A 26,095-nucleotide genomic window follows, 5' to 3' on the forward strand; every position below is an offset into this window, starting at 1 on the left:
CATGCGCCTAGTTACCTACACCTTGGGCTCCAGCGGTGCCCGCCTCGGGGTTCTCGTTGACGGATTGGTCGTGGACGTCGAGCACCTCGGTGCGTCGCATGGCTTTGCATGGCCGAGCGACATGCTGTCGTTCATCGACAACAGCGTGACATTGCTGCCGGCGCTCAGGGAATGCCTGGACAATGCCAATGGACGCTTGCCGGCCGGCGCCGCCGTTCCAGTCGAGGATGTGAAGCTGCAGGCCCCGATTCCGCGGCCCCGCAAGAACATCTTTGGCATCGGGCTGAACTACCGCGCGCATGTGGCGGAGTCCGCCAAGAGCCTGGACACGGACAAGGATCTGCCGAAGCAGCCGGTCGTGTTCTCCAAGCCGCCGACGTCGGTGATCGGCCCCGGCGGCGCGATCCAGCACAATGCGAAGATGACGCAGCAGCTCGACTGGGAAGTCGAGCTCGCCGTCATCATCGGCAAGACCGCGACCCGCATCGCGACCGACAAGGCGATGGACCACGTCTTCGGCTATTCGGTGATGATCGACATCTCCGCGCGAGACAATCGCCGCGCCGGGCAGTGGATCTTCTCCAAGGGCATGGACACCTACGCGCCGCTCGGCCCCTGCATCGTGACTGCGGACGAAATTCCCGACCCGCATGACCTCCGGCTGTGGCTGACCAAGAACGGGGTCATGAAGCAGGACTCCAACACCAAATACATGATCTTCGACATTCCGGTCCTGATATCGGATATTTCATCGGGCATGACGCTGGAGCCGGGCGACATCATCGCAACGGGAACGCCGGAAGGCGTCGGCGCCGGCATGAGCCCGCAGGAATGGCTGTGGCCGGGCGACGTGGTGGAAGCGGGGATCGACGGCGTCGGTGTCATCAGGCATCCGGTCGTTGCGATCTGATGACGTCGTTCTCGTTCGATCGCGAGCTCAGGTTCGGAGACTGCGATCCCTCGGGGATCGCGTACTTCCCGTCCTACCTGAACATCCTCAACGGCGTCGTCGAGGACTTCTGGGCGAGGATCGGCTTTCCATGGCCGGAATTGATCACGGTCCGGAAGATCGGGACGCCCACGGTGCATCTGTCCTGCGACTTTTCCCGGCCATCGATGTTCGGCGATCGCCTGACGTTCAACTTGCATATCGGCCGCGTCGGCGGATCGTCGCTCCATCTGGAGCATGTCGTCTCGGGCGCGAACGGCATGCGCTGGCGCGCGCGCCAGATCCTGGCCGCGACGTCGCTGGTGGATCACCATGCGATCCCGTGGCCGGATGACATTCGCGCCGCGCTGATGGCGCATGTGAGCGCGGGCGAGGGCGCTGAGGCAACGCCCGCATGATCTCGCTGTTCATGACATTCTCCGATCCGGCAGGCGGACGGCGAATCCATCCCGACGAGGTTGACGCCGTGGCGGAGCTGGTCGAATCGATCCCTGACATGACCGAGGGCTTGCTCTTCACGACGCTCGAACAGTCGGTCGATCATCCCTACAAGGCCGATGGCTCCGGCCCGGTGTTTGCGTTTCAACTCCGGTTTCCGGACCTGCTTGCCTGCGAGGCGGCGATGGACCGCGGCGGCATCCTTGCCGGTCTCGCGACGGGGGCCGGACTAGCGGGCCTCACCGGCTTGGACGTCACGCACCAGGTCATGCTGACGCGCGCGTTTCCCGTCGACGTCGCCGAACATCCGGCAGGCACGACCACTCCGTGCAGCTACCTCGTGCACTATCCCGGCCCGGCGGAGGACATGAACGCCTGGAACCTGCATTATCTCGAGCATCATCCGTCGATCATGCGAACCTTCCCTGATGTTCGCCAGATCGAGATCTACACCCGGATCGATTGGGTCGACCGGCTGCCGTCGCAGCGCGTCGAGCACATGCAGCGCAACAAGCTGGTGTTCGACAGCCCGCAAGCCCTCGCGCACGCGCTCGGCTCCGACGTGATCAAGCGCATGCGCGCGGACTTCGTCCAGTTCCCGCCATTCGCAGGCGGCAACAAGCATTTCCCGATGCTGACGCGGGTGGTTAGGTCTAGGCCTCAGAGAGCCGCCTGACGACGACCCGATTGCACTGCGGCTTCGGGCCAAAAGCCCCATCCCCGCCAAATGCGGTTTGTCCTTATCGGGCCTCCGGGCGGCGTCCGAGACCGTATCGCGTCGTATCAGCGCCGACATCCTGATGCTAGATTTCACAACGGCGGGGAGCACCTGCTTCCTGCTTCAGACCGAACAGGAGGACGACATGCCTGATAGCGTCTACAAGGTCATTGAACTGATCGGTACCAGCAGCGACTCATGGGAGAAGGCGGCCGCCAATGCTGTCCAGCAAGCCGCAAAATCTCTCCGAGATCTTCGCATTGCAGAGGTCGTCAAACTCGATGTGCAACTGGATGAGAAGGGAAACGTAGAGGCCTATCGCGCCAAGCTCAACGTCTCGTTCAAATTCGAGGGTACCTGAGCCTCGGCACCTCGCCCCCGCTTGCGGGGCGAGGTTGGCTCACTGGAGAAAGGCGCGCGGCCATCCGGGAAGCAGCGCCGTGGTCCAACTGGGGGCCGGTATGCTTTGATGCGTGGGGCGGGAACTGCAACGCTTGGTGACCTCATGTACATCGTCATTCGCAAGTACACCAAGGTTCGTTCGGTTGCGGACGCCGCTCGCCGCGCCAAGAGCGGCGTCGGTCAGATCCTGAGGCAAACGCACGGATTCAGATCTTACTACGTGCTGGATGGGGGCGACGGCGTCGGTGTCGCTGTGATGATATTCGAGGACCGCGAAAGCGCCAATGCAGCGAACGCCAGGATAATGGAGTTTATTCAGGCAAGTCTGCATGACCTCGATCTCGGGGATCCCGAAATCACTGCCGGCGAAGTGTTGGTAAATATAGAGCCTGATGCGTCCTCGGCATGAAGTATTCGTAAACGCCGCCAGTTGTGTCGGGTGCCGTCTCCTGCCGCTGCTGTCGATCTGATCGCCGTCGCGTAGGAGCGATCGCGCCTTGGACATCCGGATGTCGTCGGTCAGGAATATTCGACTGCGCATCCTTTTCGAGGAGTAACAACAACATGAGGCAACACGATTTCGAAGCATTTTTCATCACAGCGACCGTCTGGACGCCGCTCGTAGCTACGGGCACCGCGATGCCGCCCCGAGATCCTGATGAAGACGAGGAGGACGACGAAGACGACGAAGACGACGAAGACGAGGATGAAGCCGACGAACCGGCAGTCGTACGCGAGCCGGATGAAGACTAGGCCGTGAACCTATAAAATCGGCCGACGATGCGGCGAGGGGCAAATCCGGTTTGCCCCTGTAGGGACCCAGTGCGTGCGGCAGTGCAATATGTCGCGATGGGCCCACGAGACGACTTTGAAGCACCGTCGACCGTCGTGACGCGGCTCTCCACTGCAGACTTTCAACGTACTGCTTCCCTGCACGCCAAAACCTGATCCGACACTTCCGATTCAAGCCGGCGCCCGGGACGCACAGGCCCATCCGCACTGCCTCAATTGCACACTTCCATCAGTGCATGCGATCTGCCGTCGCCGGACGGCGTGCCCGCGCCGCCCTGGGCGAGCCTGCACCCGGGTCGAACCGGCCGGCATCCCGCAGCGTTGCAAACCATCTGGCCGGTGGCCTGCGGTCTGGCCGGAGCGGACTCGACCTGCTTGCGCTGCTCGTCCCGCCGCTTGGCGTCCTCACGCGCGGTTGCCGGTTTCTTCTCCGGGGTCTTTTCGCATTCATTGTCATCGTTGACGCGGAAGCCGACCCGGCAGGTGATCTTGACGCATTGGTCGACGTCGGCCTTGAAGCCATGTTCGCAGACCAGCGGGCAGACTCGGCCCTGCCTGGCCTTGATCGCGTCGAGGACGTCGAGATTGGCGAGCTTGGCGTCGAACCTGGTCCCTGCATTCTTGTTGAACGCCGTCAGCGACCGCTGCGAGGCTGCGTTCCATTCGCCCTCCGCGGCTGCCGAGAGACAGCCCACGCGGCGCAGCTCCAGTTGCACCAGCTTTGTCACCTCCTGGGGCGATAGCACGGGCTGACTGGGGGGCGACGCGAACGCGGCGACGGCCTGAGGGCTGTCGGCGGGCTTGTCGACGGCTTGCTTGTCGGTCGTCTTGTCTGCGACGGCTTTGGCCTCGGCCGCCGCCTTGTCGGCAGCGAGCTTGTCGGCCAGCGCCTTCTCCGCGGCCTGCTTGTCCGCGGCCGCTTTCGCGGCGGCGGCTTCGGCGTCCTTACGTCGCTGCTCGGCCGCGGCCGCCTTGGCGTCCTCGGCCTGTTTTGCCTTCTCGGCGGCCAGCCGAGCACCCTCCGCCGCTTTCGCCGCCGCGGCCGCCTTCTGTTGCTCCGCAGCCCTGGCACGCTCGGCCGCAAGCCGCGACTTCTCTTCTTCAGCCTGCCGGGCCTTGTCAGCCGCAGCGACGCGCGCGTCCTCGGCGGCGAGCCGTTTTAACTGTCCCTGCGCGAGGCTGGCGTAAAAGCCATCAGGGTATTGCGCGAGGAAGGCGGTCCAGACGTCGCGCGTTCCGATCTGCAGCGCCAGCTCATAGTCGCGGCGGACCGCATCCTGTGGGCTTGCCTGCGGCCCCGTAACGGTCGGCTTTGCCGGGATCAGTGCCACGTCCTCGCCACCGAGCGAGCCGTAGACGTAGGGCTCCTGCCTGTAGCTCGTGGTCTTCAGGACGTCATCGCGCACGAACCCGAACGCCTTGCGCAAGTCGAGACCGGGGGTCGGCAACCGCTCGACGAGCGCTGCCGCGAACGGGCTGTTTTTGGAATCTCCGTCCGAAGCCGTCGACCCCGCTTTCGCGGCAAAAGCGATCATCGTGTTCGGGCTCGTCGGCTCGACCTTGGCAAGGCCGCGTCCGATCGCGCGCGCCGCGACTGTGCGTTTCATGGTCTTGGCGAAGGGATTGTCGCGGCAGGCGTCAAGGATGACGAGCCGAAGCTGCTTGGCGGGCTCGACGGACGCCAGCACACGGTCGAGCGCAAATGCCTCGTCATAGACGTCTGTATCGACCTCGAGAACAGCATCGGTCGGGATGAGGTAGTTGTTGCCGTCGAGCTCGATGCCGTGGCCGGCGTAGTAGATCACGGCGATCTCGGCATCCCGCGTCCTAATGCCAAACTCTCGCAGCGCCTTGCGCATCTCGGGAGCACTGAGATCGACTTTGACGTCCACGCTGTCGAACCCGGCCCTCCTCAGCATGCCGCCGACTAGGGCGGCGTCGTTCGCGGGATTGGTGAGCCTCGCGACGCTCTTGTAGGCGGAGTTGCCAATCACCAGCGCGACGCGGCGCTCGGCATGGGCCGAACCGCAGGTAAGCCACAGGAAAAAGACCAATGAAAAAAAACGAAACGCTCCCATCGTAGCCCCGAATAACATGTGTGCAGCGTATGCAGAGACTGCAAAAAGGCAAGTATAGGCTCTGTGACATTGGTCACTCTGGATTTCGGCATGACGGCTTTGGGGTCATTTTCGAAAGTTTGGGCAGGATGGTCGGTTGGTTGATGTCCGCTTCCGCCCATAAGCGCCGCAGCGGGGGGCTGAGCCAGGGAGCGTTGCGCTCGGCCAGGCCGCCGTGATTCAAACTCCGAAACTGGGACTCGAATCATGCGCTACGAACTCGCCGACTATGAATGGACTGCCATTAAGCCGATGCTGCCGAACAAGCCGCGTGGCGTTCCTCGGGTAAGCGACCGTCGTGTCCTCAACGGAATCTTCTGGGTCTTGCGATCAGGGTAATGGTCTGCCGGTGCGGCTGGCGTTGAGTCCCGGGGAGGCCCACGACGTTCGGCTTGCCGGAAAATTTCTGTCTCGTCTGAAATCCGGGTCAATGCTGCTTGCCGACCGTGGCTATGATGCTGACTGGATTAGGGAGCTTGCCATGAGTAAGGGCGCGTGGGCCAACATCCCGCCGAGAAGCAATCGCAGCGATCCAATCTGCTTCAGCCCATGTCTCTACCGCGCTCGCAATCTTGTCGAGCGGTTCTTCAACAGGATCAAACAATGTCGTCGGGTGGCGACCCGCTACGACAGGCTTGCCGCCAACTACGTTGCGTTCGTTCAACTCGCGTCAATCAGACTATGGCTGCGTCTTTATGAGTCCATGAGTCCGCGTCGTAGGCCGTGAACCCATAAAGCGAGGAGGACCGGTGCTGCATGATGCCGAGTATTCGACGAGCCTTGTGCATATCGTGTCAGAGCGATAGCAGTGGGTGTGGAAATCTCGCTCCTGCGAATTAAGGCACTTGAGCCAACGTAAGGACGCTCAATCATGCTCACTGTCTATGGCGAAGGTCGTGGGTTCCGGGTCGTTTGGCTGCTCGAGGAATTGGGAGTGGCTTATCGGCTGCGCCCGGTCGATCTGTTCGCTGTCGAGAATGATCCCGATTTTCTTGCGATCAACCCCGCCGGCTTTATCCCGGCGCTGCAGGACGGCGAGATGATCATGGTCGAGTCGATCGCGATCCTCGAATACCTGCTCGCCCGCCACGGCCCGAGCCCGCTCGCCGTCGCCCCGGATGATCCGGCTTTCGCCGCCTATCTGCAATTCCTCCATTTGGGAGAGGCTGGGCTCGCTGGACCAATGAACGCCGTCATCGTCGGCCGCGCATTCGCCCCCGAAGCGGAACGAAACGCCCGGGTCACATGCTGGTCACTGGAGACCTTTCATAGCCGGCTGGGATTGGTCATCCAGCGTCTCGCAAGTCGTCCATTTCTCGCCGGAGACCGGTTCACTGCTGCTGACATTTCAGTGAGCTACGCTCTCCTGCTTGGTCTGCGAACTGGCAACTATACCCCGGGTTTAGTCGAGCGTGCCTATCTCGCCCGCACGACGACACGCCCCGCCTACGCCCGAGCGATGGAAATCTGCCAAGCCACCAAAGCCTGGGCGGAGCGATCACCGGCGTTGTAGAGCCAAGTCGTGACTCCATAGAAGGGATTCCCACGAGCGGCCTGGACTAGCCAGTGCCGGCCAGTCCGCGCTATAATCTCGCATGGGCTGGGATGCGAAAGACGTAGCGCTGCTCAAAAGGCTCTGGGCCGCAGGACAGAGCGCGGCACAGATTGCGCGCCGTCTCGGGTATAGCCGTAACGCGGTCTGCGGGATGCTAACCCGTTCGGGCTTGAAGCGTGGCCACAAGCCGCCAACAGCAAGACCCAAGATCAGGCCGCCCCCGAAGCCAAGGCCGGCGTCGTCGGCCGCCTTCGTACGTCGAGTAGAGAAGAAGGTGTCGCGGAGCACCGCAGAGAAGCAGCAGCCCAAGGAATTGAGCAAGCAGCAGCTGTACGCCATTCTAGCTGAGGCGGTCAGGAACACTGGCTAAGAGCTAACCACGAAGGGCGTTACGCTCCGCGTCCTACTGCAGCGTGCGCTTGAAGAAGACGACGATGTCGTGATTGAAGCGCTCATGAAACGCAGCGCGGTCGAAGCCCGGCTTGCTTGTGCAGATTGCCGGCCTGCGGGTTGCCAGTTCCGCAGAGCACGGCTTCAGAAAGTCGTAGTGCCCGGCGTCAGCCACGACGTGCGTCTCGGGTGGCGTCGGCAAAGCGAGCCGAACGGCTTCCGCATAATAGGGGTGTGGTAGCACTTGATCATCCTCGGCCCGCCAGAGCTGCACCGGCTGGCGGACCGCCGCCAGACCGTTGGTCCCGAAGGCAAAACCGAGAGCGGGCGCGGCGGAGACCACCGCCTTGATTCGCGGATCGTGGGTCCAGACGATATCGGTATCCGGCAGCAACGGGTGCTCTTCCATGATCTGACAATCTTCGAAGGCGGGATGCGCCTTGCAGTGACTCGGAAGGGTCCGAAGGTCCGGCTCGCCGCCGGCGGCCGCTAGCACCGTCAAGCCGCCAGCCGAGAAGCCGAACGCGCCAACGCGATTGGCGTCGAGGCGCCCGTGGTCGCTCCACGCGCCCAGCATGTAATCCGTGAGCAGCTTCAGTTGCCGTGGCCGTTCCCAGATTGCGGTAGGACGGCTTTGGTCGCGCCAGCTATCGCCATTGTGCGTAAGAGCGGCGACGACGAACCCTGCATTGGCCAGGGCCGTGGCGGTGTCGAGGTGCCCGGCATAGGAGCCTCCGTGACCGTGCGATATGACCACCAGCGGCAGACCGGCGCCCTCAACCGGCGCGTCGCGGGCGATCATCTGTTGGTCGGTCTCGACCGCCTCCAGCTTCGGGGTCATCGTGGTCGGATACCAGACGCCCACTTCGATAGGTGGGCCTTGCGGATCGTCGATGCTGAAATGCCGGAACCCGACCGCGGCGTCGGCCGGGCCGGCGGTGACTGCGATGAGTACGGCGAAAAAATATGTAATCGTGTAGCGCATGGGAACCTCTCGGCGAGTGGGACGCCAAGGATCCAGCAAACGGCACAGGCCTGCGCCAGCAATTGTTCGCCAACGGGCGAATGGGTTCGCCGGCGGGCAAACCGCCACTATAATGACCTTATGAGTGAAGCGCGCCGGAGTGACTTTCTGCGGGATTGGGCCGTTGACCTCGCGATCGCGAGCGTCTGCGCCATCTTTTTCGGCCTGATCGGACCGTTTGGTAGCTATCTGAACGGACCGACCTGGCAGCGCGTAGTGTTTCAACTCGCCTGCTTCTTACCCGGAATCCTCCTTTTCGGATCGCTCATCCGGGTGGTCCTGCGGCTCCGCCTGAACCCGGCAATGACCTGGATGTCGATCTTCCTCGGCGTCGTCATCCTGAACGCGCCATTCCAGATCTGGGTCGTGTCGATCGCCGTATCGATATGGCCCTTCCTGAAAATCTTGCGACCGCTCGATTGGTACTTGCAGGGGCTGATCACCGCCTTGCCGATTGTGCTGGGTTTCACCCTTCTCATGCAGGCCCGGTTACATCGCCGGCAACAGGCCAAGGAAGCCGGCGAAGCGCCGCCAACTGCTTTCGGGCTACTCGGTGCGCCACCTTCCGCGGTGCTTTGCCTGCAGATGGAGGACCACTATGTACGCGTCCATACCGCCGGCAACTCTCGCCTTGTCCTGGCAACGCTCAACCAGGCGATGATGGCGCTCGAAAATGCCGATGGCCTGCAGGTACATCGCTCCTGGTGGGTCGCGAGGAAGGCGGTTGTGCGGGCCGTTACCGAGGGCCGCAATCTGCGACTGCAACTCGCCAATGGAATCACGGCCCCCGTAGCCCGGTCAGCCGTCGCCATCGTGCGGGAGGCGGGCTGGTTGACGAACGAGAGTTCGACGGGGGGCCGCAGCACCGAAACAGAAATATTGCCCCTATGACGGAGGCCATGTCCGTTGTGGGGTCAAACGCTGACGGTCGGCGCCAGCGTGGCAAGGTCGGTTAAGGGCCAATAACGGAAGTGAGCGGCTACACTGCTTTGATCGCAGATGCGTGATCGGGCGGAGGCGAGAGTTGCGGTCAACCACGTGTCCGACCACATTAACGCCGTCGAGCCCGCAGCATGTCCAAAGGTGACGCCCGCGTGACTTTATTTGGCCGAAATCAGGAATTGACATCTCGGCCGACGCCGTCCGGCGAAAGTAGCTCCAACAAATACGGAGCCGCCGGGCTGCAAGCCTCATCCGCCACGCGAGGTTGGTCAAATCTCAAGGCAGAGCTTCGCAGCCACCGCGGTACGGTTGCCTGGAATAGGCCCCAGCCCGATGCCGAGATCTGCGTCGATGTGCGCGGTAGTCGGTCCGTTGTCACGCGTCGGCTGGACGGGGCCATGGACTCGACCATTTCCGAACGCGGCACGATCTGGTTTCGTCCGGCCGGCGTGTAGGAAGGCCTGATCGACATGTCTGAGCCGGTGCCTGCGATTTTGCACCTTTACTTGCCGCCCAGTTTGTTCTTGTCGCATGATTTGGGTGAAGGGTTCGACGCGACGGCGATCGATTCACTCCGCCACAAGGGCGGCTTCCGCGATCCACTGCTTGCCGAGATTGCCTTTGCCATCATGCTCGAACTGGAACACGAGACTTCCGCGGGCAGGCTGCTCGCCGAAACCCTGGCGTTGAGCCTGGTGGCAAGATTGATCCAGAACCACGCCGCGTCGCGGTCCGGCCTGGTCACGCCGGCCGCAGGGGAGGGGCTCGACCGACGCAGATTGACGCGAGTGCTCGACTATATCGAAGCCAATTTGGAGGGCGATCTGACGGTAGCGCGGCTGGCCTCGGTTGCCTGCCTGAGCGAGTTTTATTTCGCGCGCGCGTTCAAGGCCGCCATCGGCAAATCGCCGCATCGGCATGTCAGTGCAAAGCGCCTCGAACGCGCCAAGGATCTGCTCTGCGATGCGGACCGGGCCTTGGTCGATATCGCCCTCGCGCTCAGGTTTTCGTGCCAGGCCAATTTCACCCGCGCGTTCCGGCAAGCCACGGGCCAGACGCCGGCGCAATATCGGCGAAATCTGCTGGCCTGACTTTGTTACCGATGTAACGATCTGCATCCACCAACGGCAGGAAATGACAATAGCTGAGCAGGCGATGCAAAGCGGCATTGCCTCGATCAGGGTAACTGTTCGCCCATCCATGCACTTTGCGTGAAGGAGAGCGAATATGACTTCCGAACGGAAGGTTGCCATCATTACCGGAGCATCGCGCGGTATTGGCGGGGGATTGCTCGAGGCCTACCGTGATATCGGCTATCACGTCGTTGCCAGTTCTCGTTCGATCGGCAGGAGCGACGATCCGTCGATGCTCGCGGTCGATGGCGATATCGCCAGCGCAAAGACGACCGATCGCATCGTGGAACTGGCCATCGAGCGCTTCGGACGGATCGATACGCTCATCAACAATGCCGGCCTGTTCATTGCGAAGCCCTTTACCGAGTATTCTGAGGCCGACTTCGCCACGATGGTCGGGGTCAATCTCGCGGGCTTTTTCAATCTGACGCAGCGGGTGGCGGCGAAGATGTTGCTCGCAGGCTCGGGCCACATCGTCAATATCACGGCCACGATCGCCGAGCAGCCGATGGCGTCCCTGGCGGCGGCGCTCGCGGCGCTAACCAAAGGCGGGCTCAACGCGATCACCCGCTCGCTCGCGATCGAGTACGCAAGCCGGAATATCCGCGTGAATGCCATATCGCCCGGTGCGATCGCGACCCCAATGCATGCGCCGGAGGCGCATGGCTTCCTCGCAAGCTTGCAGCCGATGGGCCGCATGGGCGAGATCCAGGAGGTCGTCGACGCCGTGATGTATCTCGAGCGAGCGGCTTTCGTCACCGGCGAGATCATGCATGTCGATGGCGGCGCGTCCGCCGGCCACTGGTAGGAGGTGTGCGATGTGGTCTAACCGACGTCTTGTTGAATTGTTCAAGATCGAGCATCCGATTGTGCTGGCACCGATGGCCGGATTGGGCACGGTAGACCTTGCCGCCGCGGTCTCGAATGCCGGCGGCATGGGCTCGATCGGCTGCTCTGTCTTGACGCCTGAGCTCATCGCAAAGACCGTTGCCGAGCTACGGCGACTGACGAAGAAACCAATCAATCTCAACTTCTTCTGCCACGATGCGGCAAAGGCGGACGCCGCTCGCGAGCGTGCCTGGCATGAGAAGCTTTCGTCGTATCATCGCGAACTGGGCATCGACCCCGCAACGGTTGCACCGCGCCTCGATCTCGCTCCGTTCGGCGATGCCGCGTCCGCCGTAGTCGAACAGGTCCGGCCGGAGGTGGTAAGCTTTCATTTCGGTTTGCCCGAGCCCGGATTGGTCGATCGGGTCAAGGCAGCCGGCTGCAAGGTGATCTCATCGGCGACGACAGTTGACGAAGCATGCTGGCTCGAAAAGCATGGTGCCGATGCGATCATCGCTCAGGGGTACGAAGCCGGAGGACATCGAGGCTTGTTCCTCGATTCTGACAGCGAGCGCGCGATAGCCTCACAGGCCGGCACGTTCGCCCTTGTGCCACAAGTCGCTGACGCCGTCAGCGTGCCCGTGATCGCAGCCGGCGGGATCGGGGATGGGCGAGGGATCGCAGCGGCGTTCGCACTCGGGGCCGCCGGCGTGCAGGTTGGAACCGCCTTTCTGCTTTGTGCCGAGTCGGCAACGCCCCCGCTCCATCGCGAGGCCCTGCGAAATGCGCGGTTGAACCAGACTGTCGTGACAAACGTGTTCTCCGGGCGACCGGCGAGGGTTCTGGTCAATCGCCTTGTCGCCGAGATCGGTCCCTGGTCGGACGCGGCGCCGGACTTTCCGCTGCCCATGGGCGAACTGTCGCCGCTGCGTGCTGCGGCTGAGCAGAATGGAAGCTCCGATTTCTCGCCACTCTGGTCAGGTCAGGCGGCGGCGCTTGCCCGCGAGATGCCTGCCAAAATGTTGATGGACATCCTCGTGCGGGAAGCCACCAAGTCTGGAGGCAGCTGATGTCCGGCTTTAGGATACCAACCAAAGTCCGAATTGGGTCGAAGTCCGGCGTGGTTCGCTGCGGATCGGCGCGCCGGGATGACCCTGCGAAGCTGACCTGACGTCGAGGAGCGCTGTCGGTAGGGATGGGCCAGCAGCGGACATTGCGGCTGGCTTTCGGCCACCGTTCGAACGCCCGGCCGGTCTGCTTTGGGGACGCGCTAGACGCGCGGGCGCGGTAGCGAGGTCGGGCCGAATCGATTGTCGCCGGGCCGTCCGGGAAATGCACTCAGGATTGCCGCCAATAAAAGGTAAGGAAGCCAATACGGAATGCTGAGCGCGTGGACGAGGAGAGGAATTGCGAGGATTGTGAGCGCCCACCAACCCGAGATGTTGAAGTCATGTAGTCGCTTCACAAAGATTGCAGCGAGCGGCCAGAGCGAGATAAAGAGGACAGCCGGGACGATGGGCCAGTCGAGCGGAGGGTTGACGCTATAGTATTGGGGTCCTGAATCAGTGAGCTTCCTCGCAATGCGCACGACGAGCATGTCGACTAGCACAAGTCCCAAAAGTCCCAATCGAAATTCCTGCGGACCGATGCGCCCTTTCATGGATAAGAAATACCAAATGAAAGCTGAATGCATGCGCCTCCGAGATCATCCTGTCCGATAGCTGTAGTGCAACGCTTAAGCAGCATAGGCTATTCAGCCCAACACTATCCCAATAGATAACCTAAAATTGTGTGCACGGGCGGACAATCGCCGACAGTCACAACAGGATCAGCTTGGGTCGATTAAGGGCCAGGAGCGGGCATGGTGGATGGCTGGAACTGGACGCCGTCCGTCCGGGATCGAGGTTACGAGCTCAGGCGACCAGCACGGCTGATCCTTCCTGCTCATCGTTCACTCCTATTTCTACGCACGCATCTGAAACCGACATGGTTGGTCGAGGTATCGACAGCTTCGGCATGACGAGCCGCGGGCCGGTCGCCACGGCAGTTGTGAGCTCTCGTGTCGCGCCACCTTTGGCCTCCGCATGGGTACCAGTTCGCTTGTAAGGCGGGGTTCGTCGTTTCCGAGCGATTGCGGCTGCGGCATGAATCAATCTCTCTCAGTTGTATTGACCGAAACCCGAAAGTGGGGCCCTAGGGCTGCCGCGCGCTAACCGGATAGTTCGACGGCCCCTTGCCCACTGCCCAGATCAACGTTTAAGCTGATTTCCTGGAGCGGTTCCCTGATCTGATGCTGAGATTTTCTTAGGATTACTCAACCGGCGGGCAAGCCGTGATGGCGGAGCAAAGCCTACGAGCCGTCTATGAGTCGAACGGGTGGGAGATCGATCTTACCCAGCGTGAGTTGCGGTCCCGAGGTGTTTCCGTTCCGATCGGGAACCGTGCATTCGAGATTCTGGAGATTCTGGTTCAGTCGGGCGGCGAGCTTGTCAACAAGCGCGACCTTATAGATCAGGTGTGGCCGGTTGCGACGGTCGAAGAAAACACGCTCCAGATTCATATATCCGCCATTCGCAAGGCGCTCGGCGCAGATCGCGAGTTGTTGAAGACGGTGTCCGGCCGCGGCTATCACCTGCGCGGCATCTGGACCATGCGGCCAGCAACCGGACGGGGACATCCACTCTACCTAAAGGAAAATGCGTCGGCGCAGCCGTTAGCGTCGACCAACCTGCCGCAGCCCGTTTCGGCGTTGATCGGCCGTACCGCCGAGGTCGAGAAAATCTCGAAGCTCGTCCGTGCCGGCCGGCTCGTCACCCTGACTGGGGCGGGGGGGATCGGCAAGACACGGCTCGCGCTCGCGGTCGCCCGTGAACTGCTGCCGCATTTTCCAGAGGGCGTGTGGCTGGTCGAGTTCTCGCCGCTCGCTGATCCCAGTCTGGTTCCCATAGCGCTCGCTGCCGCGATCGGGCTCAAGTTCGGTGGAGGTGAAATTTCGACGCAGCGCGTGGCGCTGGCACTGGCAGCGCGGCGCTTGTTGGTGGTGTTGGACACCTGCGAGCATGTGATCGACGCCGCAGCGAGGATGGCTGAGGGCGTGCTGCGAGCCGGATCCTCGGCTCAGATCATCGCAACCAGCCGCGAGCCGCTCCGGGCCGAGGGAGAGCAGGTCTACTGGGTGCAGCCGCTCTCGATTCCGACGGAGGACGCGGACGATCTCCTGGAATACGGCGCCGTCAGACTATTCATCGAACGTGCACGAGCAACCGGGCCAGGGGCGGTTCTGGATGGCCATCGGGCAAAGATGATCGCGGCGATCTGCCGGCGTCTTGATGGCATACCGCTCGCGATTGAAATGGCGGCGGCACGTGTCACGGCACTCGGTGTCGAAGAACTCGCCGCTCACCTTGACGATCGCTTTCAGCTGCTGACCGGAGGGCGGACGGCGCTGCCGCGGCACCAAACTCTGCGGGCGACCTTCGATTGGAGCTACGAGCTACTGACTGAGCCTGAGCTGGTGCTCCTCCGCCGGCTCGCGGTCTTCGCCGGCGCCATCGACCTGGAGGCGATCTGCGCGGTGGTAACGGGCGCCGGGATCGCTTTGCCGGACGTGGTCGATGGAATTTCCAGCCTGGTTTCGAAGTCGCTGGTTGTGGCGGAAATCGATGCCACCACGGCGCGCTACCGCTTATTGGATACGACCCATACGTATGCCCTCGAAAAGCTTGGCGAGAGCGGGGAACGGGAACGGCTCGCGCGCCGCCATGCCGAATATTACCGGGACTTGTTCGAGCGCACTGAAGCGGAGCTGGAGATGCGCCCCACAGTCGACTGGATGGGCGACTACGGACGGCACATCGACAACCTGCGCGCAGCGCTGGGTTGGGCCTTTTCACCCAGCGGTGACGTGCAGGTTGGCGCGGGGCTGACCGCGGCCGCAGTGCCCCTGTGCGTCCATTCGTCGTTGCTGGAGGAATGCCGCGGCCGCGTGGAGCGGGCGATCGCCGCCCTTGGGGCTGCCGTCAATGGCGACGCGCGCCTCGAGATGAAGCTGCATACCGCGCTCGGTACGACCCTGATATTTGTCACCGACGCGAAAATTCCCGCGCTCGGCGAAGCCTGGACAAAAGCGCTGGAGCTTGCAGAGAGGCTTGACGATGTCGAGCACCAATTGCGGTCGCTGTTAGGCCTGTCGTTCTTTCACCGGGTTGCCGGCCGACTTCGCGCCTCCTTGACCGCCGCGCAACGATTCTGTGCCCTTGCGGCAAGCCGGTCAAATTCCAACGATCGGCTGATTGGTGAGCGATTGATCGGCATCTCGCAGCAATGCCTCGGCGATCAACCGAGCGCGCGGTATCACCTCGAACGCATGCTCGCGCACTATGTTCCTCCCGTCCAAACGTCGCGGATCAGCCGTTTCCGGAGCAACCAGCGGGTGACCGCCGGCGCCTTTCTGGGCCGGACTCTATGGCTGCAGGGATTTCCGGATCGCGCAATGCGCGTCACCGAAACATACCTGCACGAGGCAGCTGCCAGCAGACACGTCAACTCGGTGTGTTACATCGTCGCCAACGCAGCATGCCCGATCGCGCTGTGGAGCGGCCATATGGATGTCGCAGACCATTACGTGACCAGGCTGATCGACCTTTCGACCAGGCATTCGCTGATGCGCTATGTTGCCTTTGCCCGCAGCCATCAAGGACTGCTTGCGATCAAGCGCGGAGATACCGCCGGCGGATTGCCGCTGCTGCGGTCAGGCATCGACGAACTCGGCGACGAAGTCAACGCATCGCATCGCTATTTCCTGTTCGTTGGTGAGATGGCGGAAGGCTTGGGGCGCGTCGGGCAAGTGGGCGAAGGACTTTCGGTGGTGCACGATGCGATCGCGCGCGCAGAAGAGACCGAAGAACGCTTGAGCATCGCCGAGCTGCTGCGCATCAAGGGCGAACTGCTGCTGTTGCAAGGTGCGCCCGGTGCTGCGGCAACGGCCGAGGATCAGTTTTACCTGGCGATGAAGTCGGCGTGCCTGCAAGGCGCTCTGTCCTGGGAACTACGCGGCGCCACAAGCTTGGCACAGTTGCTTCGCGATCAGGGCCGACCGGCTGAAGCGAAGGCGCTGCTACAACCGATTTATGACCGGTTTACCGAAGGCCTCGACACCGCCGACCTTAAGCGAGCAAAAGGTCTCTTGCGTCATCTCAGTTAAGCCAATCTCCGTTCTTTGGGGAGCGCAGGTCGGCGTCAGCGCCAGGCCCAGCATGCTCACTCCCATCAGAAGGGGACAACGACAACCGAGCGGCGCAACGTCCGCTTTGCCCCCGAAAGACGACAGTGAAGCCGGCATTGTCGTATGTCGGCTGCGGGCCGAAAGTCGACTTCAGCGACCTTCTTCGGCAGATTCAAGGCAACATGCGGGCTAATGCTCCGCAGCAGACAGGCGCTGCCATTGGACCCAGTCCGGCCGCGGATTTTAGGACGAAGGCGTGGGTCACTAGACGTGATCGCCCCGTCCGCCGAAAATAGAGCAGCTATGGTGTGAAACGCGGGTCGGTTGAGAGCGCCGATCGAGCGAGCACATCCCTTGGCGCGCTTAACAGCTCGCTTACATTTCCCTCACTGGCGGCTTATTCTTGGGGTTTCAGAGGTGGCTCCTGAGAGGGAATGCAGCTTGCGGTTTCTTTTTGAGGATTACGCATTGGATACCGACAGGCGCGAGCTGCAGCGCGCAACGGACGTGGTTGTTGTCGCACCCCAAGTGTTCGATCTGCTTGAATACCTGATCCGAAACAGAGAGCGCGTCGTCAGCAAGGACGACCTCATCAACGCCATTTGGAAGGGGCGCATCGTCGCGGATGCTGCTCTGACGACTCGCCTGAATGCCGCCCGGAGCGCAATCGGCGACACGGGCGAGAAACAGCAGTTGATCAAGACATTGCCGCGCAAAGGTTTTCGCTTCGTTGGAGCAGTGCAGGAAGCCCGGAGGCCCGCAAACGAGACGGTTGGCTCAGCCGAGCGAATCGGCGACACGCCGCCGCGTCTATCCATCGTCGTGCTACCCTTCGCGAACCTGAGCGGTGATCGTGAGCAGGACTATTTCGTGGATGGTATAACCGAGAGTTTGACTACGGACTTGTCGCGCATCAGTGGTTCATTTGTAATCGCGCAGAACAGCGCCGTCTCATACAAGGGTAGAGCAGTCGATGTAGGGCAAATCGGCCGCGAGTTAAACGTTCGCTATGTGCTGGAAGGCTCAGTGCAACGCAGCGGCAAGCGGCTTCGGATGAACGTGCAATTGATCGATGCCAAGAGCGGCCAGCATCTTTGGGCCGAGCGCTTCGAGAAGCCTGTCGTCGACCTGTTCGACATGCAGGACGAAATCGTATCGAGGCTCGCCAATACACTAGGTGCCCAGCTCATCGAGGCCGAGGCGCGCCGAGCCGAGCGTACGCCGCATCCCGACGCGATGGACTTGTATTTCCAAGGCCGGGCCTGGTTGATGAAGGGGATTAGCCTTGAATGCGTGACGCAAGCGCGGAGCTTCTTCGAACGCTCTCTGGAGTTCGACCCCGGCAACGTCGAAGCAATGATCGGCCTGGCAAGTGTTGATACGACAATTGCAGCCAGCTTTACGACGGATGATGGGCCTGCGCGGCTTGCAGCGGCCGAGGCGATGGCGAATAGGGCATTGTCCATCAGGCCCAACCGCACTTCGGCCCACTTGGCTCGGGGTTGGGTCCAGGTCTTTACGAACCGGGCCGCCCAAGGCATCCGTGAATTCGAGCATGCGTTGGCGCTGGAGTCGAATAGGGCCAACGCTCATGCTGCCCTTGGTTTTGCCAAATTCTATATGGGGCGCGGTGCCGAGACCGAAGGCCATATACTCGAGGCTCTACGTCTCTCCCCTCGCGACATTGAAGCCTACCAGTGGACGTGTTTTGTGGGCGTGGCCAAGTTGCAGCTTGGCTCGGACGTCGAAGCCGTCAGTTGGCTACGACGAAGCACTGAGGCGAACCGCAACTTTCCTCTCGCTCATGTGTTGCTCGCCGCTGCGTTGGGCCTGGCCGGCGCGCTCGATGAGGCGCGAACTGCTGCAAGAACAGGACTTGCGCTCAACTCAGGTTTCACCATCCGTCGCTTTCTCGCTGCTCAACAAAGCGACAACTTGATTTTCCTTGCTGGGGTCGAGCGCGTCTGTGAAGGCCTGCGCCTCGCTGGCGCGCCGGAAGGGTGATGAGCGATTCGGGTCGGAAGTCGACTTCAGCGCGCTTCTGCCCTACGTCGTCTTTGGGTCAAGGTGCGAAGAATTCGGCCTGAGCAAAACTAGACCGCTTCCACCCACGAAGCGGACCTCAACAAGACGGTTCGCCACTTCGCTGACGGGCCAGCAGCGGTGCATAGGGCGCCGGAGGGCGATGCCCCAGGGTCGGCACCGGCTGATCTGTGCTAGGCTTCTTCAACACATGGTCGGTTTTGGCGGAGGCGATTGTGAGGCGACGTGAGTTCATCGCGCTCCTCGGCGGCGCGGCGGCAATCCGACCACTCGGCGCGCATGCGGAGCGTCCGCCAGAGCGCATCCTCTATTTCACATACTCCGCCGGCTACCGGCATGATGTCATACCGCTTTCTAAGGTAATCCTGACCCAGCTCGGAAGCAATTCGGGTGTCTTTGAAGTCACTGCAACGGAAGACACGTCTGAATTTTCTACCGAAAACCTCGAGCGCTACGCAGCGGTGATGTTCTACACGTCAGGAGAACTTCCGATGAGCGACGCGCAAAAGAGAGCTCTTCTCAACTTTGTGCGTTCCGGCCGCGGGTTCCTTGGCGTTCATTCGGCGACGGACACATTCTACACTTGGCCGGACTATCTCGATCTGGTCGGCGGCTACTTTAATGGTCATCCCTGGCATCAGGCCGTGAAGATCGAGGTGGTTGATCCTGGCGATCCCCTGGTGGCTTTTCTCGGGAATTCGTTGCAAGTCGAGGACGAGATCTACCAAATCAGCGACTTCGACTATCGTGGATCACGCGTGCTCCTGCGCCTCGACCCAAACTCGGTGGACCTTGGCAAGACCGGCGTACATCAACGATTCTATGGCTGGCCTCTCATCTGGACCCGCTTCTATGGCGAAGGACGAGTATTTTATTCGGCGCTAGGCCACGAGCCGTCAGTTTGGCAGGACGCCCGCTACCAGCGAATCCTCACGAACGCTATCCTCTGGTGTATGCGAAGGTCGCCCTAGTATGGCGCCGCGGCACTTCGCATTTGCGCCACCGCCGGATTGGTTGGCTGGTGTCCGTGCCAGAGGTTCGGACCGTCCTGGTCTGCGACTTCCGCTCCGGGTCAAATTGCGAAGAACTCAGAGTGAGCAAGATCGGTCCGCTCCACCCCACCAAGCGGACCTCGATGAAAGGTGTCGTCACTTCGCTGATGGGCCATAACCGGTCGTGAGCAGCCGCGGCAACTCTGGGTCGTTATTCGATCACCTCGTCGGCGCGGGCGAGCAGCATGTCGGGCACCGTAAGACCGAGTGTCTTTGCAGTCCTTAGATTGATGACGAGGTCGAGCCGGGTCGGGAACTCAAAGGGTAGATCGGCCACGGGGGTGCCTTTGAGTACCTTGTACACGTAGGTCGCCGCGCGGTAATTGCATGCCCGAAGATCAATTCCATAGCTGATGAGCCCGCCCGCATCCACGAGTTCGCGGTATCCATAAAGGGTCGGGAGCCGAGTTGCCGCTGCGGCAGCGGCGATCTGAGCCCGATCCAAGAGTAAGAAGTTCGCCTGCAGAACGATGACGACGTCAACGCGCTCCGCTTCAAACCTTCTGAACGTGGGTTCTACATCCTCGGTTCTCTGAACATCCGCACCGACGATCTTGATTTCAAGTTTCGCGGCGGTGGCGTTGATTTCGTCCCACTGCGGAGCTGCTTTGATGTCGCTCGTGTCATTTACAATTCCAACTTTTTGCGCGCCGGGAACGATTTGCCGCGCGATCTCAAGCTGCTTTGCAGGCAGCCCACGCACGTAGGGCATGATGCCGGTCAGGTTGCCAGTTGGACGGCGAAGATCGTTTTCCGACAATCCAAACGCGGTCAGGTTTCCCAACGCTGCAACAACGATCGGGATGGTTGATGTTGCCTGCTTGGCGGCAAGCGCATTGGCGCTGGCGGCGGCAAATATGACATCGGGGCTGAGCTGAACCACCTCCCTCGCTACCTCCGGTAACTTCTCGGTAGACGCGGCAAGTCGGAACGCTATGTCGAAATCGCGCTCCTCGATGTATCCGAGTTCTTGCAGCCCCCTCAAGAACGATGGCCAGGCTCCGTAACCTTTGCGCTGAGCTGGCGTACCCGATCCAAATGTGCCGATAACGGGCCGTTTCCTCGGAGTCTGGGCTCGTGCGACATACGGCCACGCAATCGCTGCGCCGCCAAATAGCGTGACGAACTCGCGCCGTCTCATGTGTCCACTCCGGGCCCAGGAGAGGGAGACTTGTCGCGACAAATCATAGCACGCTGCGAGGGGCGGGGCTACTTTCATGACGTCTGTTGGGTAGCTGTTGAGGTCTGTCTCGGGTCAAAATGCGAAGAGCTCAGAGTGAGCAAAGTCAGTCCGCTCTACCCCACCAAGGTCAGCTATGGGCCAGAAGCGGAAGTCAGTTCGCGAAGAGCTTCAGCCAGACTCGGCTCCGACCTTGAGAGGGCTGTTCTGACGTGCTTGATAAAATGGGCGTATTTTCTGCTGCTCTGGTCGCCGTCTATAGCGACCACTGGACGCCGGTTGCGGCGATTCGGCGGATCCTGCTCCGGATGAAATCCTGGTTGAACTACGTGCTTTGGGGATAGCCCTGTGATCCGCGGCGTGCCGAGCAACTTGAACGGTGATCGCATGGAGATGGTAGCATTCGTTCGTCGACCGGGATGGGGTCTGCTTTTCGGCGCGCTCGCCGTAATGGCATGGCCAGCGATGGCGTGCGCCCAGACGCCGTCCGCATCGACGGCTGACAACACCGGCCTCGACTTCTTCCGTCCACCGCCGAACCTGTTCCAGTTGCAGTACGAATACCGGACGGCCCCCGGAAGCACCCGCGACGTCACGACCGACACGCTCAACCTCCGCTACGACCACGCGTTCTATCTGTCCCCGACATGGACGGTGGTGACGCGGACCGATCTGCCACTGCTCGCCAGGAACACAATCAACTCGAGTAATCCCAACGGCGACTACCTGTACGGCATCGGCGACGCCGATATTCAGGCCGCGGTCATCCACGACCTCGACACGCGCTGGGCGGTCGGCTTCGGCCTGCGGCTGATCGCGCCGACCGGTGCGGATCCTCTTGGATCGGGGAAGTGGCGCACGATGCCGATCGTGGGCTTCCGCATGGCGCTGCCCGAGATCAGCAAGTCGAGCTATTTCGAGCCGATCTTTCGCTACGACGTCAGCGTGGCCGGCGATCCGACCAGGCGGAACATCAGCAACCTGCAATTCGGTCCTACCTTGAATATCGGACTTCCGGAGCGCTGGTTCGTGACCTTCTTCCCGAGCCAGGATATCCGTTACAATTTCGGCGACCCGATCACAGGACAAACCGGGCGCTTGTTCCTGCCGTTCGACGTGCGGGTTGGAAAGAAGATCTCCGATCAGATCGCAGCCTCCGTCGAGGTCGGTGTTCCCATCGTCAAGGACTACCCCGTCTACAACTTCAAGGGCCAGTTTCGCCTCAACGTCACATGGTAATTCTGAGCCGTTAAGTCTTCGTCGCGGCGGAGTCCGCTTCGGGTCACAAGCCGACATCAAGCAGATGGCCACGATAGGTCTGCCATCAGTCAATAGCGGTCCTCGGCGAGGCCGGACGTAATATGCACTTTGTGCCAAAATGCGGATTCAAGATGGAGCGCAACTGATGTTCGATTTGTCGCGCCAATTAGAGCATGATTGATTAGCCTTTGCTGTGGCCCAAGATGTGGGCGCGCAAGCGGCGCCATTTCATCGGGTGATGGTATGCTCCACCGTTCCCAATTGTCGCGGGCGGGCTTTAGCTTGCTGATCCCCTCGTAACTTTGATGTCCGAGTTGGCGATGGAAGCCATCGGCCATCCATGGGCAGCGACGATGGCATTGTGCCACTGTTTTGCCCGACGGATCAAGTTGAGTTCGTAAAATCCGTAAGTGCCGGCGATCAAGCCATTGATATCGCTGTCACCGGCTACTGTGCATGGGGTTGTTTTCGAGTATTTTTGTTGTGCGGCTCGCCGGGCCTGATCCGGACCGGCGCTAGTGTCCACCGAGATAGGCCGTGATCAGCCGGGGATCGTGGATGAGATCCTTGGCCGGGCCCGACTGCACGACCTCGCCAGTCTCGAGCACATAGCCGTAATCGGCCGTCTCGAGCGCGGCGCGGGCGTTCTGCTCGACCAGCAGGATGGACACGCCGAGATCGCGCAGCGACGCGATGGTGCGAAAGATCTCGCGCACGATCAGCGGCGCGAGGCCGAGGCTCGGCTCGTCCAGCATGAGCAGTTTCGGCTTGGCCATCAGTGCGCGGCCGAGCGCGAGCATCTGGCGCTCGCCGCCGGAGAGCGTGCCTGCCGCCTGGCGCTGCCGCTCCTTCAGGCGGGGGAAGCGATCATAGACCTCGTCCAGTGTCTTCTGGACGCCCGAGCGGTCGCGCAGGCTGTAGGAGCCGAGCAGGAGATTGTCGGCGACCGTCATGTCGGAGAACAGCTCGCGCTTCTCCGGCACGAGGCACAGCCGGCGCTCGACGCGATCTTCGACCGACATCCTGCCGATGTCGTGACCCTGGAAGACCATGCGGCCGCGCGAGGCCAGCAGGCCGATGGCCGCCATCAGCAGCGTGGTCTTGCCTGCACCGTTCGGGCCGATGACGGTGACGATCTGACCTTCCTCGACCGACAGCGACACGTTGCGGACCGCTTCGACATTGTCGTAGCAGACCGTCACATCCGTCATGGACAGCATCTCGCTCACGCGACGCCTCCGAGATAGGCTTCCTGGACCCGTTCGTCGCTGCGGATCGCGGCTGGCGCGCCTTCGCAGAGTTTTGAGCCGAAATCGAGCACCACGATGCGGTCGACCAGCGACATCACGAACTCCATGTCATGCTCGACGATCAGGATCGTCAGATGGTCCGCCCGCAGAGAGCGAAGCAGTTCTGCGAGCCGCAGCTTCTCCTGACGGCGAAGGCCGGCGGCCGGCTCGTCCAGCACCAGCAGCGCCGGGTCGGCGGCGAGCGCACGTGCGATCTCAAGGATGCGCTGGTTGCCGAGCGGCAGATTGCCTGCGAGCTCGAACGGCTTGTCGCCAAGCCCGACGCGTTCGAGCTTCATCATGGCCTCGTGCCGGGCGCTGGCCTCCTCGCGCTGGTTGAAGCGGAAGGCGCCGGCGAGCAGGCCGCTGCGCGTGCGGGCATAGGTGCCGAGCATCACGTTTTCCAGCAGGCTCATGCGCGGCCTCAGCTTCACATGCTGGAAGGTTCGCGCGACGCCGGCCTTGGCGATGCGGGACTGCGCGTCATGCGTGATCGGGCGGCCCGCAAAGACGATCTCACCCTTGTTGACCCGGAGCGCTCCGGTCAGGCAGTTGAACATCGTGCTCTTGCCGGCGCCGTTGGGGCCGATGACGGCAAGGATTTCGCCGGCGCGGACCTCGAAGCTGACATTGTTGACGGCGACGAGGCCGCCGAACCGGCGCTCGACACCATCCACTTTCAGAAGCAGCTCCCCGGGCGTCGGTTGCGCGCGACGGGGCAGGGGCGGCGCCGGTTCAGGTCGCTCGCGCCTCGCCTTGGGCAGATAGCGGGCGACGAAGGGAACGATGCCCTGCCGGGCCCATTGCAGGAACAGGATGAACAGTGCGGAGAAGGCGACGATCTCGAGCTGGCCGGAGGCACCCTTGGCGATCAGCGGCAGATAGTCCTGTACGCTGTTCTTGAGCAGCGTGACGACCGCGGCCCCCACGACGCCGCCGAGAAGGCTGCCGGCGCCGCCGACCATCGACATCATCAGATATTCGATGCCCATGCCGGCATCGAACGGACCCGGGCTGATGAAGCGGCTCATATGCGCATAGAGCCAGCCGGAGAGCGAGGCCAGGAAGGCCGCGATCACGAAGGTCACGAGCTTGATGCGGAAAGCGTTGATGCCGAGGCTCTCGACCAGCGTATTGCCGCCGCGGAGCGCGCGCATGGCGCGGCCGAGCCGGGAGTCCAGCAGGTTGTAGCCGAGGAAGAGCACCGCGGCGACGATGCCCCAGATCAGGAAATAGATCTGGGCGCTCGTGACCAGCGCAATCGAACCAAAGCTGATCGGCGGGATCGACGAGATGCCGTTGAAGCGGCCGAGCCCCTCGACATTGCCGAACAGGAAGCCGATCGCGAGGCCCCAGGCGACGGTCGAGAGCGACAGGAAATGGCCCTGAAGCCGCAGGGTGACGACGCCGAGAACCGTTGCGACGCCGCAGGTCAGCACCACGCCGAACAGGAGGCCGAGCCACGGGGAGTACCCGTTCAACGCAGAGACCCACGCGGTTGCATAGGCCGCGACGCCGACGAACGCCGCCTGTCCGAACGACACGATGCCGCCGACGCCGGTGAGGAGTGCAAGACCAATGGCGACCAGCGAATAGATGCCGATATAGTTCATCAGCGTGATGCTGAACGGACTGAGCACGAAGGGAGCCACCGCGAGACACAGCACGGCGAGGATGGCGGCAAGCTGAATGTGGAGGCGCGTCATTCCTCGATCTCCTCCTCGGAATGCAGCGAGGCGAGGGATCGCCAGATCAGGATCGGGATCAGCAGCGAAAAGACGATGACGTCCTTGAGCGCGCTGCTCTCGAAGGAGGCGAAGCTTTCGAGGATGCCGACGCCGACGGCGCCGATCGCCGCACCGGGATAGCTGGTCATGCCGCCGACGATGGCGCCGACAAAGGCCTTGAGGCCGATCAGGAAGCCGGAATCGTAGAACACGGTGTTCACCGGCGCGATCAGGATTCCCGACACGCCGGCCATCAGCGACCCCAGCAGATAGGCGATCGTGCCGGCGCGTGCGGGGCGTATTCCCATCAGCCGGGAGCCGGTCCGGTTCACGGCCGTGGCGCGCAGCGATTTTCCGACCAGCGTGAAGTCGAAGAAGAGGTAGAGCAGGCCGCTGAAAACGAGTGCCGCGATCACGATCAGCATGGTCTGGCCCGAGATCAGCACGCCCGCGAACTCGGTCGAGAGCGAGGTCAGCGGCTCGGTTCGAACGCCTTCGGGCCCGAAGAACAACAGGCCAAGGCCGACCAGCGCGAAATGCAGCGCCACGGACACCGTCAGCAACAGCAGCACGGTGCCGTCAGCGATGGGACGGAAGACGATCCGGTCCAGAAGCGGGGAGATCGGCGTGATCAGCATCAGCGCCAGCACGAGCCTGACGGCAAGCGGCGGGTCCAGGCGCATGACAAGCCAGGCTGCACCGACCACGGCGAGCGGAAGCAGGAGATAGAAGGACAGCGCGCGGGGCAGCAGCCGGAGTTCGCCGGAGCGCACCAGCGAGATGATCTCGATCAGGGTCGCAAGACAGGCCAGGATCACGACCAGCGCTCCCGTGCCCGGAAAGCGCTTCGCGTCGAGGGCAGCCAGCGTCAGCGCGGTGAAGGCCGCGATGTCGCCGAAGGGAATGAAGATGACCCGCGTCACCGTGAAGATCAGGACGGTCCCGATCGCCACCAGGGCGTAGACGGCCCCGGTGGCGATCCCGTCGATCGCGAGAATGGCTGCAATGTCGCTCGTCATTGAGACGTCGTTG

23 protein-coding genes and 2 pseudogenes are annotated in these 26,095 nt (G+C 62.1%); 17 read left to right on the plus strand and 8 right to left on the minus strand.

The features are described from left to right. Position 1: 1 nt before the first annotated feature. The 6 genes from ACKWRH_RS16160 (at position 2) to ACKWRH_RS16185 (ending at position 3,260) form a co-directional block, all read left to right on the plus strand. On the plus strand, positions 2-910 hold the full coding sequence (locus ACKWRH_RS16160) for a fumarylacetoacetate hydrolase family protein (protein WP_445221374.1): 909 nt from the start codon (positions 2-4) through the stop codon (positions 908-910). Next, positions 910-1,347 (plus strand): acyl-CoA thioesterase, encoded by a 438-nt coding sequence (locus tag ACKWRH_RS16165; protein ID WP_445221375.1) that lies wholly within the window; start codon positions 910-912, stop codon positions 1,345-1,347. The genes ACKWRH_RS16160 and ACKWRH_RS16165 overlap by 1 nt, the downstream gene beginning before the upstream one ends. Then, the gene (locus ACKWRH_RS16170; protein WP_445221376.1) at positions 1,344-2,063 is read left to right on the plus strand and encodes a hypothetical protein; all 720 of its coding nucleotides are present in this window, start codon (positions 1,344-1,346) and stop codon (positions 2,061-2,063) included. The genes ACKWRH_RS16165 and ACKWRH_RS16170 overlap by 4 nt, the downstream gene beginning before the upstream one ends. Before the next feature lie 187 nt (positions 2,064-2,250). After that, on the plus strand, positions 2,251-2,466 hold the full coding sequence (locus tag ACKWRH_RS16175) for a dodecin family protein (protein ID WP_445221377.1): 216 nt from the start codon (positions 2,251-2,253) through the stop codon (positions 2,464-2,466). A 144-nt stretch (positions 2,467-2,610) separates the two neighbouring features. Continuing rightward, the gene (locus ACKWRH_RS16180; RefSeq protein WP_445221378.1) at positions 2,611-2,916 is read left to right on the plus strand and encodes a hypothetical protein; all 306 of its coding nucleotides are present in this window, start codon (positions 2,611-2,613) and stop codon (positions 2,914-2,916) included. Between the two features lie 155 nt (positions 2,917-3,071). After that, a complete protein-coding gene (locus ACKWRH_RS16185; RefSeq protein WP_445221379.1) occupies positions 3,072-3,260 on the plus strand; it encodes a hypothetical protein in 189 nt (62 codons plus the stop codon). A gap of 251 nt (positions 3,261-3,511) precedes the next feature. Here ACKWRH_RS16185 and ACKWRH_RS16190 read toward each other — a convergent pair whose 3' ends face one another. Continuing rightward, positions 3,512-5,377, minus strand: a complete 1,866-nt coding sequence (locus ACKWRH_RS16190) for a caspase family protein (RefSeq protein ID WP_445221380.1) — start codon at positions 5,375-5,377, stop codon at positions 3,512-3,514. Between the two features lie 246 nt (positions 5,378-5,623). On the opposite strand from ACKWRH_RS16190, the pseudogene ACKWRH_RS16195 reads away from it, so the two are divergent. From ACKWRH_RS16195 to ACKWRH_RS16205, 3 genes and pseudogenes are all read left to right on the plus strand, one after another. Next, positions 5,624-6,143, plus strand: a pseudogene (locus tag ACKWRH_RS16195) (IS5 family transposase). 144 nt (positions 6,144-6,287) lie between these two features. Then, positions 6,288-6,929 (plus strand): glutathione S-transferase family protein, encoded by a 642-nt coding sequence (locus tag ACKWRH_RS16200; protein WP_445221381.1) that lies wholly within the window; start codon positions 6,288-6,290, stop codon positions 6,927-6,929. A gap of 82 nt (positions 6,930-7,011) precedes the next feature. Further along, a complete protein-coding gene (locus ACKWRH_RS16205) occupies positions 7,012-7,341 on the plus strand; it encodes a GcrA family cell cycle regulator (protein WP_445221382.1) in 330 nt (109 codons plus the stop codon). Between the two features lie 33 nt (positions 7,342-7,374). Here the strand turns inward: ACKWRH_RS16205 and ACKWRH_RS16210 are convergent, their stop codons facing one another. Continuing rightward, positions 7,375-8,346 (minus strand): alpha/beta hydrolase family protein, encoded by a 972-nt coding sequence (locus ACKWRH_RS16210; protein WP_445221383.1) that lies wholly within the window; start codon positions 8,344-8,346, stop codon positions 7,375-7,377. Positions 8,347-8,466: 120 nt separating this feature from the next. Between ACKWRH_RS16210 and ACKWRH_RS16215 the strand changes: the two genes are divergently transcribed. From ACKWRH_RS16215 to ACKWRH_RS16230, 4 genes are all read left to right on the plus strand, one after another. After that, on the plus strand, positions 8,467-9,276 hold the full coding sequence (locus tag ACKWRH_RS16215) for a LytTR family DNA-binding domain-containing protein (protein WP_445221384.1): 810 nt from the start codon (positions 8,467-8,469) through the stop codon (positions 9,274-9,276). Positions 9,277-9,797: 521 nt separating this feature from the next. Further along, positions 9,798-10,418: a helix-turn-helix domain-containing protein gene (locus ACKWRH_RS16220; protein ID WP_445221385.1), complete on the plus strand. Its 621-nt coding sequence runs from the start codon at positions 9,798-9,800 to the stop codon at positions 10,416-10,418. Between the two features lie 136 nt (positions 10,419-10,554). Further along, a complete protein-coding gene (locus tag ACKWRH_RS16225; protein ID WP_445221386.1) occupies positions 10,555-11,268 on the plus strand; it encodes an SDR family NAD(P)-dependent oxidoreductase in 714 nt (237 codons plus the stop codon). Positions 11,269-11,278: 10 nt separating this feature from the next. Then, positions 11,279-12,358, plus strand: coding sequence for an NAD(P)H-dependent flavin oxidoreductase (locus ACKWRH_RS16230; protein ID WP_445222414.1), 1,080 nt, complete (start codon positions 11,279-11,281; stop codon positions 12,356-12,358). A 200-nt stretch (positions 12,359-12,558) separates the two neighbouring features. On the opposite strand, the gene ACKWRH_RS16235 is transcribed toward ACKWRH_RS16230, so the two are convergent. Beyond that, positions 12,559-12,981 carry a DUF805 domain-containing protein gene (locus tag ACKWRH_RS16235; RefSeq protein ID WP_445221387.1) on the minus strand — a complete coding sequence of 141 codons (423 nt, stop codon included), beginning with the start codon at positions 12,979-12,981 and terminating at the stop codon, positions 12,559-12,561. Positions 12,982-13,232: 251 nt separating this feature from the next. Continuing rightward, positions 13,233-13,334, minus strand: a pseudogene (locus ACKWRH_RS16240) (formylglycine-generating enzyme family protein); the annotation flags it as partial. A 289-nt stretch (positions 13,335-13,623) separates the two neighbouring features. On the opposite strand from ACKWRH_RS16240, the gene ACKWRH_RS16245 reads away from it, so the two are divergent. From ACKWRH_RS16245 to ACKWRH_RS16255, 3 genes are all read left to right on the plus strand, one after another. Continuing rightward, positions 13,624-16,491: an ATP-binding protein gene (locus ACKWRH_RS16245; protein WP_445221388.1), complete on the plus strand. Its 2,868-nt coding sequence runs from the start codon at positions 13,624-13,626 to the stop codon at positions 16,489-16,491. A 462-nt stretch (positions 16,492-16,953) separates the two neighbouring features. After that, positions 16,954-18,516 carry a winged helix-turn-helix domain-containing protein gene (locus tag ACKWRH_RS16250; protein WP_445221389.1) on the plus strand — a complete coding sequence of 521 codons (1,563 nt, stop codon included), beginning with the start codon at positions 16,954-16,956 and terminating at the stop codon, positions 18,514-18,516. Positions 18,517-18,770: 254 nt separating this feature from the next. Continuing rightward, on the plus strand, positions 18,771-19,526 hold the full coding sequence (locus ACKWRH_RS16255; protein ID WP_445221390.1) for a ThuA domain-containing protein: 756 nt from the start codon (positions 18,771-18,773) through the stop codon (positions 19,524-19,526). Between the two features lie 232 nt (positions 19,527-19,758). Here the strand turns inward: ACKWRH_RS16255 and ACKWRH_RS16260 are convergent, their stop codons facing one another. Then, the gene (locus tag ACKWRH_RS16260) at positions 19,759-20,748 is read right to left on the minus strand and encodes an ABC transporter substrate-binding protein (protein ID WP_445221391.1); all 990 of its coding nucleotides are present in this window, start codon (positions 20,746-20,748) and stop codon (positions 19,759-19,761) included. A gap of 387 nt (positions 20,749-21,135) precedes the next feature. On the opposite strand from ACKWRH_RS16260, the gene ACKWRH_RS16265 reads away from it, so the two are divergent. Then, a complete protein-coding gene (locus tag ACKWRH_RS16265) occupies positions 21,136-22,026 on the plus strand; it encodes a transporter (protein WP_445221392.1) in 891 nt (296 codons plus the stop codon). Between the two features lie 536 nt (positions 22,027-22,562). On the opposite strand, the gene ACKWRH_RS16270 is transcribed toward ACKWRH_RS16265, so the two are convergent. Genes ACKWRH_RS16270 through ACKWRH_RS16280 form a run of 3 tightly spaced genes read right to left on the minus strand, consistent with a single transcriptional unit; the run spans position 22,563 to position 26,082 of the window. After that, entirely contained in the window at positions 22,563-23,276 is a 714-nt protein-coding gene (locus tag ACKWRH_RS16270; RefSeq protein WP_014496276.1) for an ABC transporter ATP-binding protein, read from the minus strand. Next, complete coding sequence (locus ACKWRH_RS16275; protein ID WP_445221393.1) at positions 23,273-25,042, minus strand: branched-chain amino acid ABC transporter ATP-binding protein/permease; 1,770 nt, start codon at positions 25,040-25,042, stop codon at positions 23,273-23,275. Before ACKWRH_RS16275 ends, ACKWRH_RS16270 begins: the two co-directional genes overlap by 4 nt. After that, a complete protein-coding gene (locus ACKWRH_RS16280) occupies positions 25,039-26,082 on the minus strand; it encodes a branched-chain amino acid ABC transporter permease (RefSeq protein ID WP_014496274.1) in 1,044 nt (347 codons plus the stop codon). The genes ACKWRH_RS16275 and ACKWRH_RS16280 overlap by 4 nt, the downstream gene beginning before the upstream one ends. Between the last annotated feature and the right edge of the window lie 13 nt (positions 26,083-26,095).

The sequence above is a fragment of the Bradyrhizobium sp. Pa8 genome (assembly GCF_052588265.1).

Excerpts from the sequence above, each read along its gene's own strand:
- ACKWRH_RS16160 (WP_445221374.1), top strand. The coding sequence starts at position 2 with ATGCGCCTAGTTACCTACACCTTGGGCTCCAGCGGTGCCCGCCTCGGG.
- ACKWRH_RS16165 (WP_445221375.1), top strand. The coding sequence starts at position 910 with ATGACGTCGTTCTCGTTCGATCGCGAGCTCAGGTTCGGAGACTGCGAT.
- ACKWRH_RS16170 (WP_445221376.1), top strand. The coding sequence starts at position 1,344 with ATGATCTCGCTGTTCATGACATTCTCCGATCCGGCAGGCGGACGGCGA.
- ACKWRH_RS16175 (WP_445221377.1), top strand. The coding sequence starts at position 2,251 with ATGCCTGATAGCGTCTACAAGGTCATTGAACTGATCGGTACCAGCAGC.
- ACKWRH_RS16180 (WP_445221378.1), top strand. The coding sequence starts at position 2,611 with ATGTACATCGTCATTCGCAAGTACACCAAGGTTCGTTCGGTTGCGGAC.
- ACKWRH_RS16185 (WP_445221379.1), top strand. The coding sequence starts at position 3,072 with ATGAGGCAACACGATTTCGAAGCATTTTTCATCACAGCGACCGTCTGG.
- ACKWRH_RS16190 (WP_445221380.1), bottom strand. The coding sequence starts at position 5,377 with ATGGGAGCGTTTCGTTTTTTTTCATTGGTCTTTTTCCTGTGGCTTACC.
- ACKWRH_RS16200 (WP_445221381.1), top strand. The coding sequence starts at position 6,288 with ATGCTCACTGTCTATGGCGAAGGTCGTGGGTTCCGGGTCGTTTGGCTG.
- ACKWRH_RS16205 (WP_445221382.1), top strand. The coding sequence starts at position 7,012 with ATGGGCTGGGATGCGAAAGACGTAGCGCTGCTCAAAAGGCTCTGGGCC.
- ACKWRH_RS16210 (WP_445221383.1), bottom strand. The coding sequence starts at position 8,346 with ATGCGCTACACGATTACATATTTTTTCGCCGTACTCATCGCAGTCACC.
- ACKWRH_RS16215 (WP_445221384.1), top strand. The coding sequence starts at position 8,467 with ATGAGTGAAGCGCGCCGGAGTGACTTTCTGCGGGATTGGGCCGTTGAC.
- ACKWRH_RS16220 (WP_445221385.1), top strand. The coding sequence starts at position 9,798 with ATGTCTGAGCCGGTGCCTGCGATTTTGCACCTTTACTTGCCGCCCAGT.
- ACKWRH_RS16225 (WP_445221386.1), top strand. The coding sequence starts at position 10,555 with ATGACTTCCGAACGGAAGGTTGCCATCATTACCGGAGCATCGCGCGGT.
- ACKWRH_RS16230 (WP_445222414.1), top strand. The coding sequence starts at position 11,279 with ATGTGGTCTAACCGACGTCTTGTTGAATTGTTCAAGATCGAGCATCCG.
- ACKWRH_RS16235 (WP_445221387.1), bottom strand. The coding sequence starts at position 12,981 with ATGCATTCAGCTTTCATTTGGTATTTCTTATCCATGAAAGGGCGCATC.
- ACKWRH_RS16245 (WP_445221388.1), top strand. The coding sequence starts at position 13,624 with ATGGCGGAGCAAAGCCTACGAGCCGTCTATGAGTCGAACGGGTGGGAG.
- ACKWRH_RS16260 (WP_445221391.1), bottom strand. The coding sequence starts at position 20,748 with ATGAGACGGCGCGAGTTCGTCACGCTATTTGGCGGCGCAGCGATTGCG.
- ACKWRH_RS16275 (WP_445221393.1), bottom strand. The coding sequence starts at position 25,042 with ATGACGCGCCTCCACATTCAGCTTGCCGCCATCCTCGCCGTGCTGTGT.
- ACKWRH_RS16280 (WP_014496274.1), bottom strand. The coding sequence starts at position 26,082 with ATGACGAGCGACATTGCAGCCATTCTCGCGATCGACGGGATCGCCACC.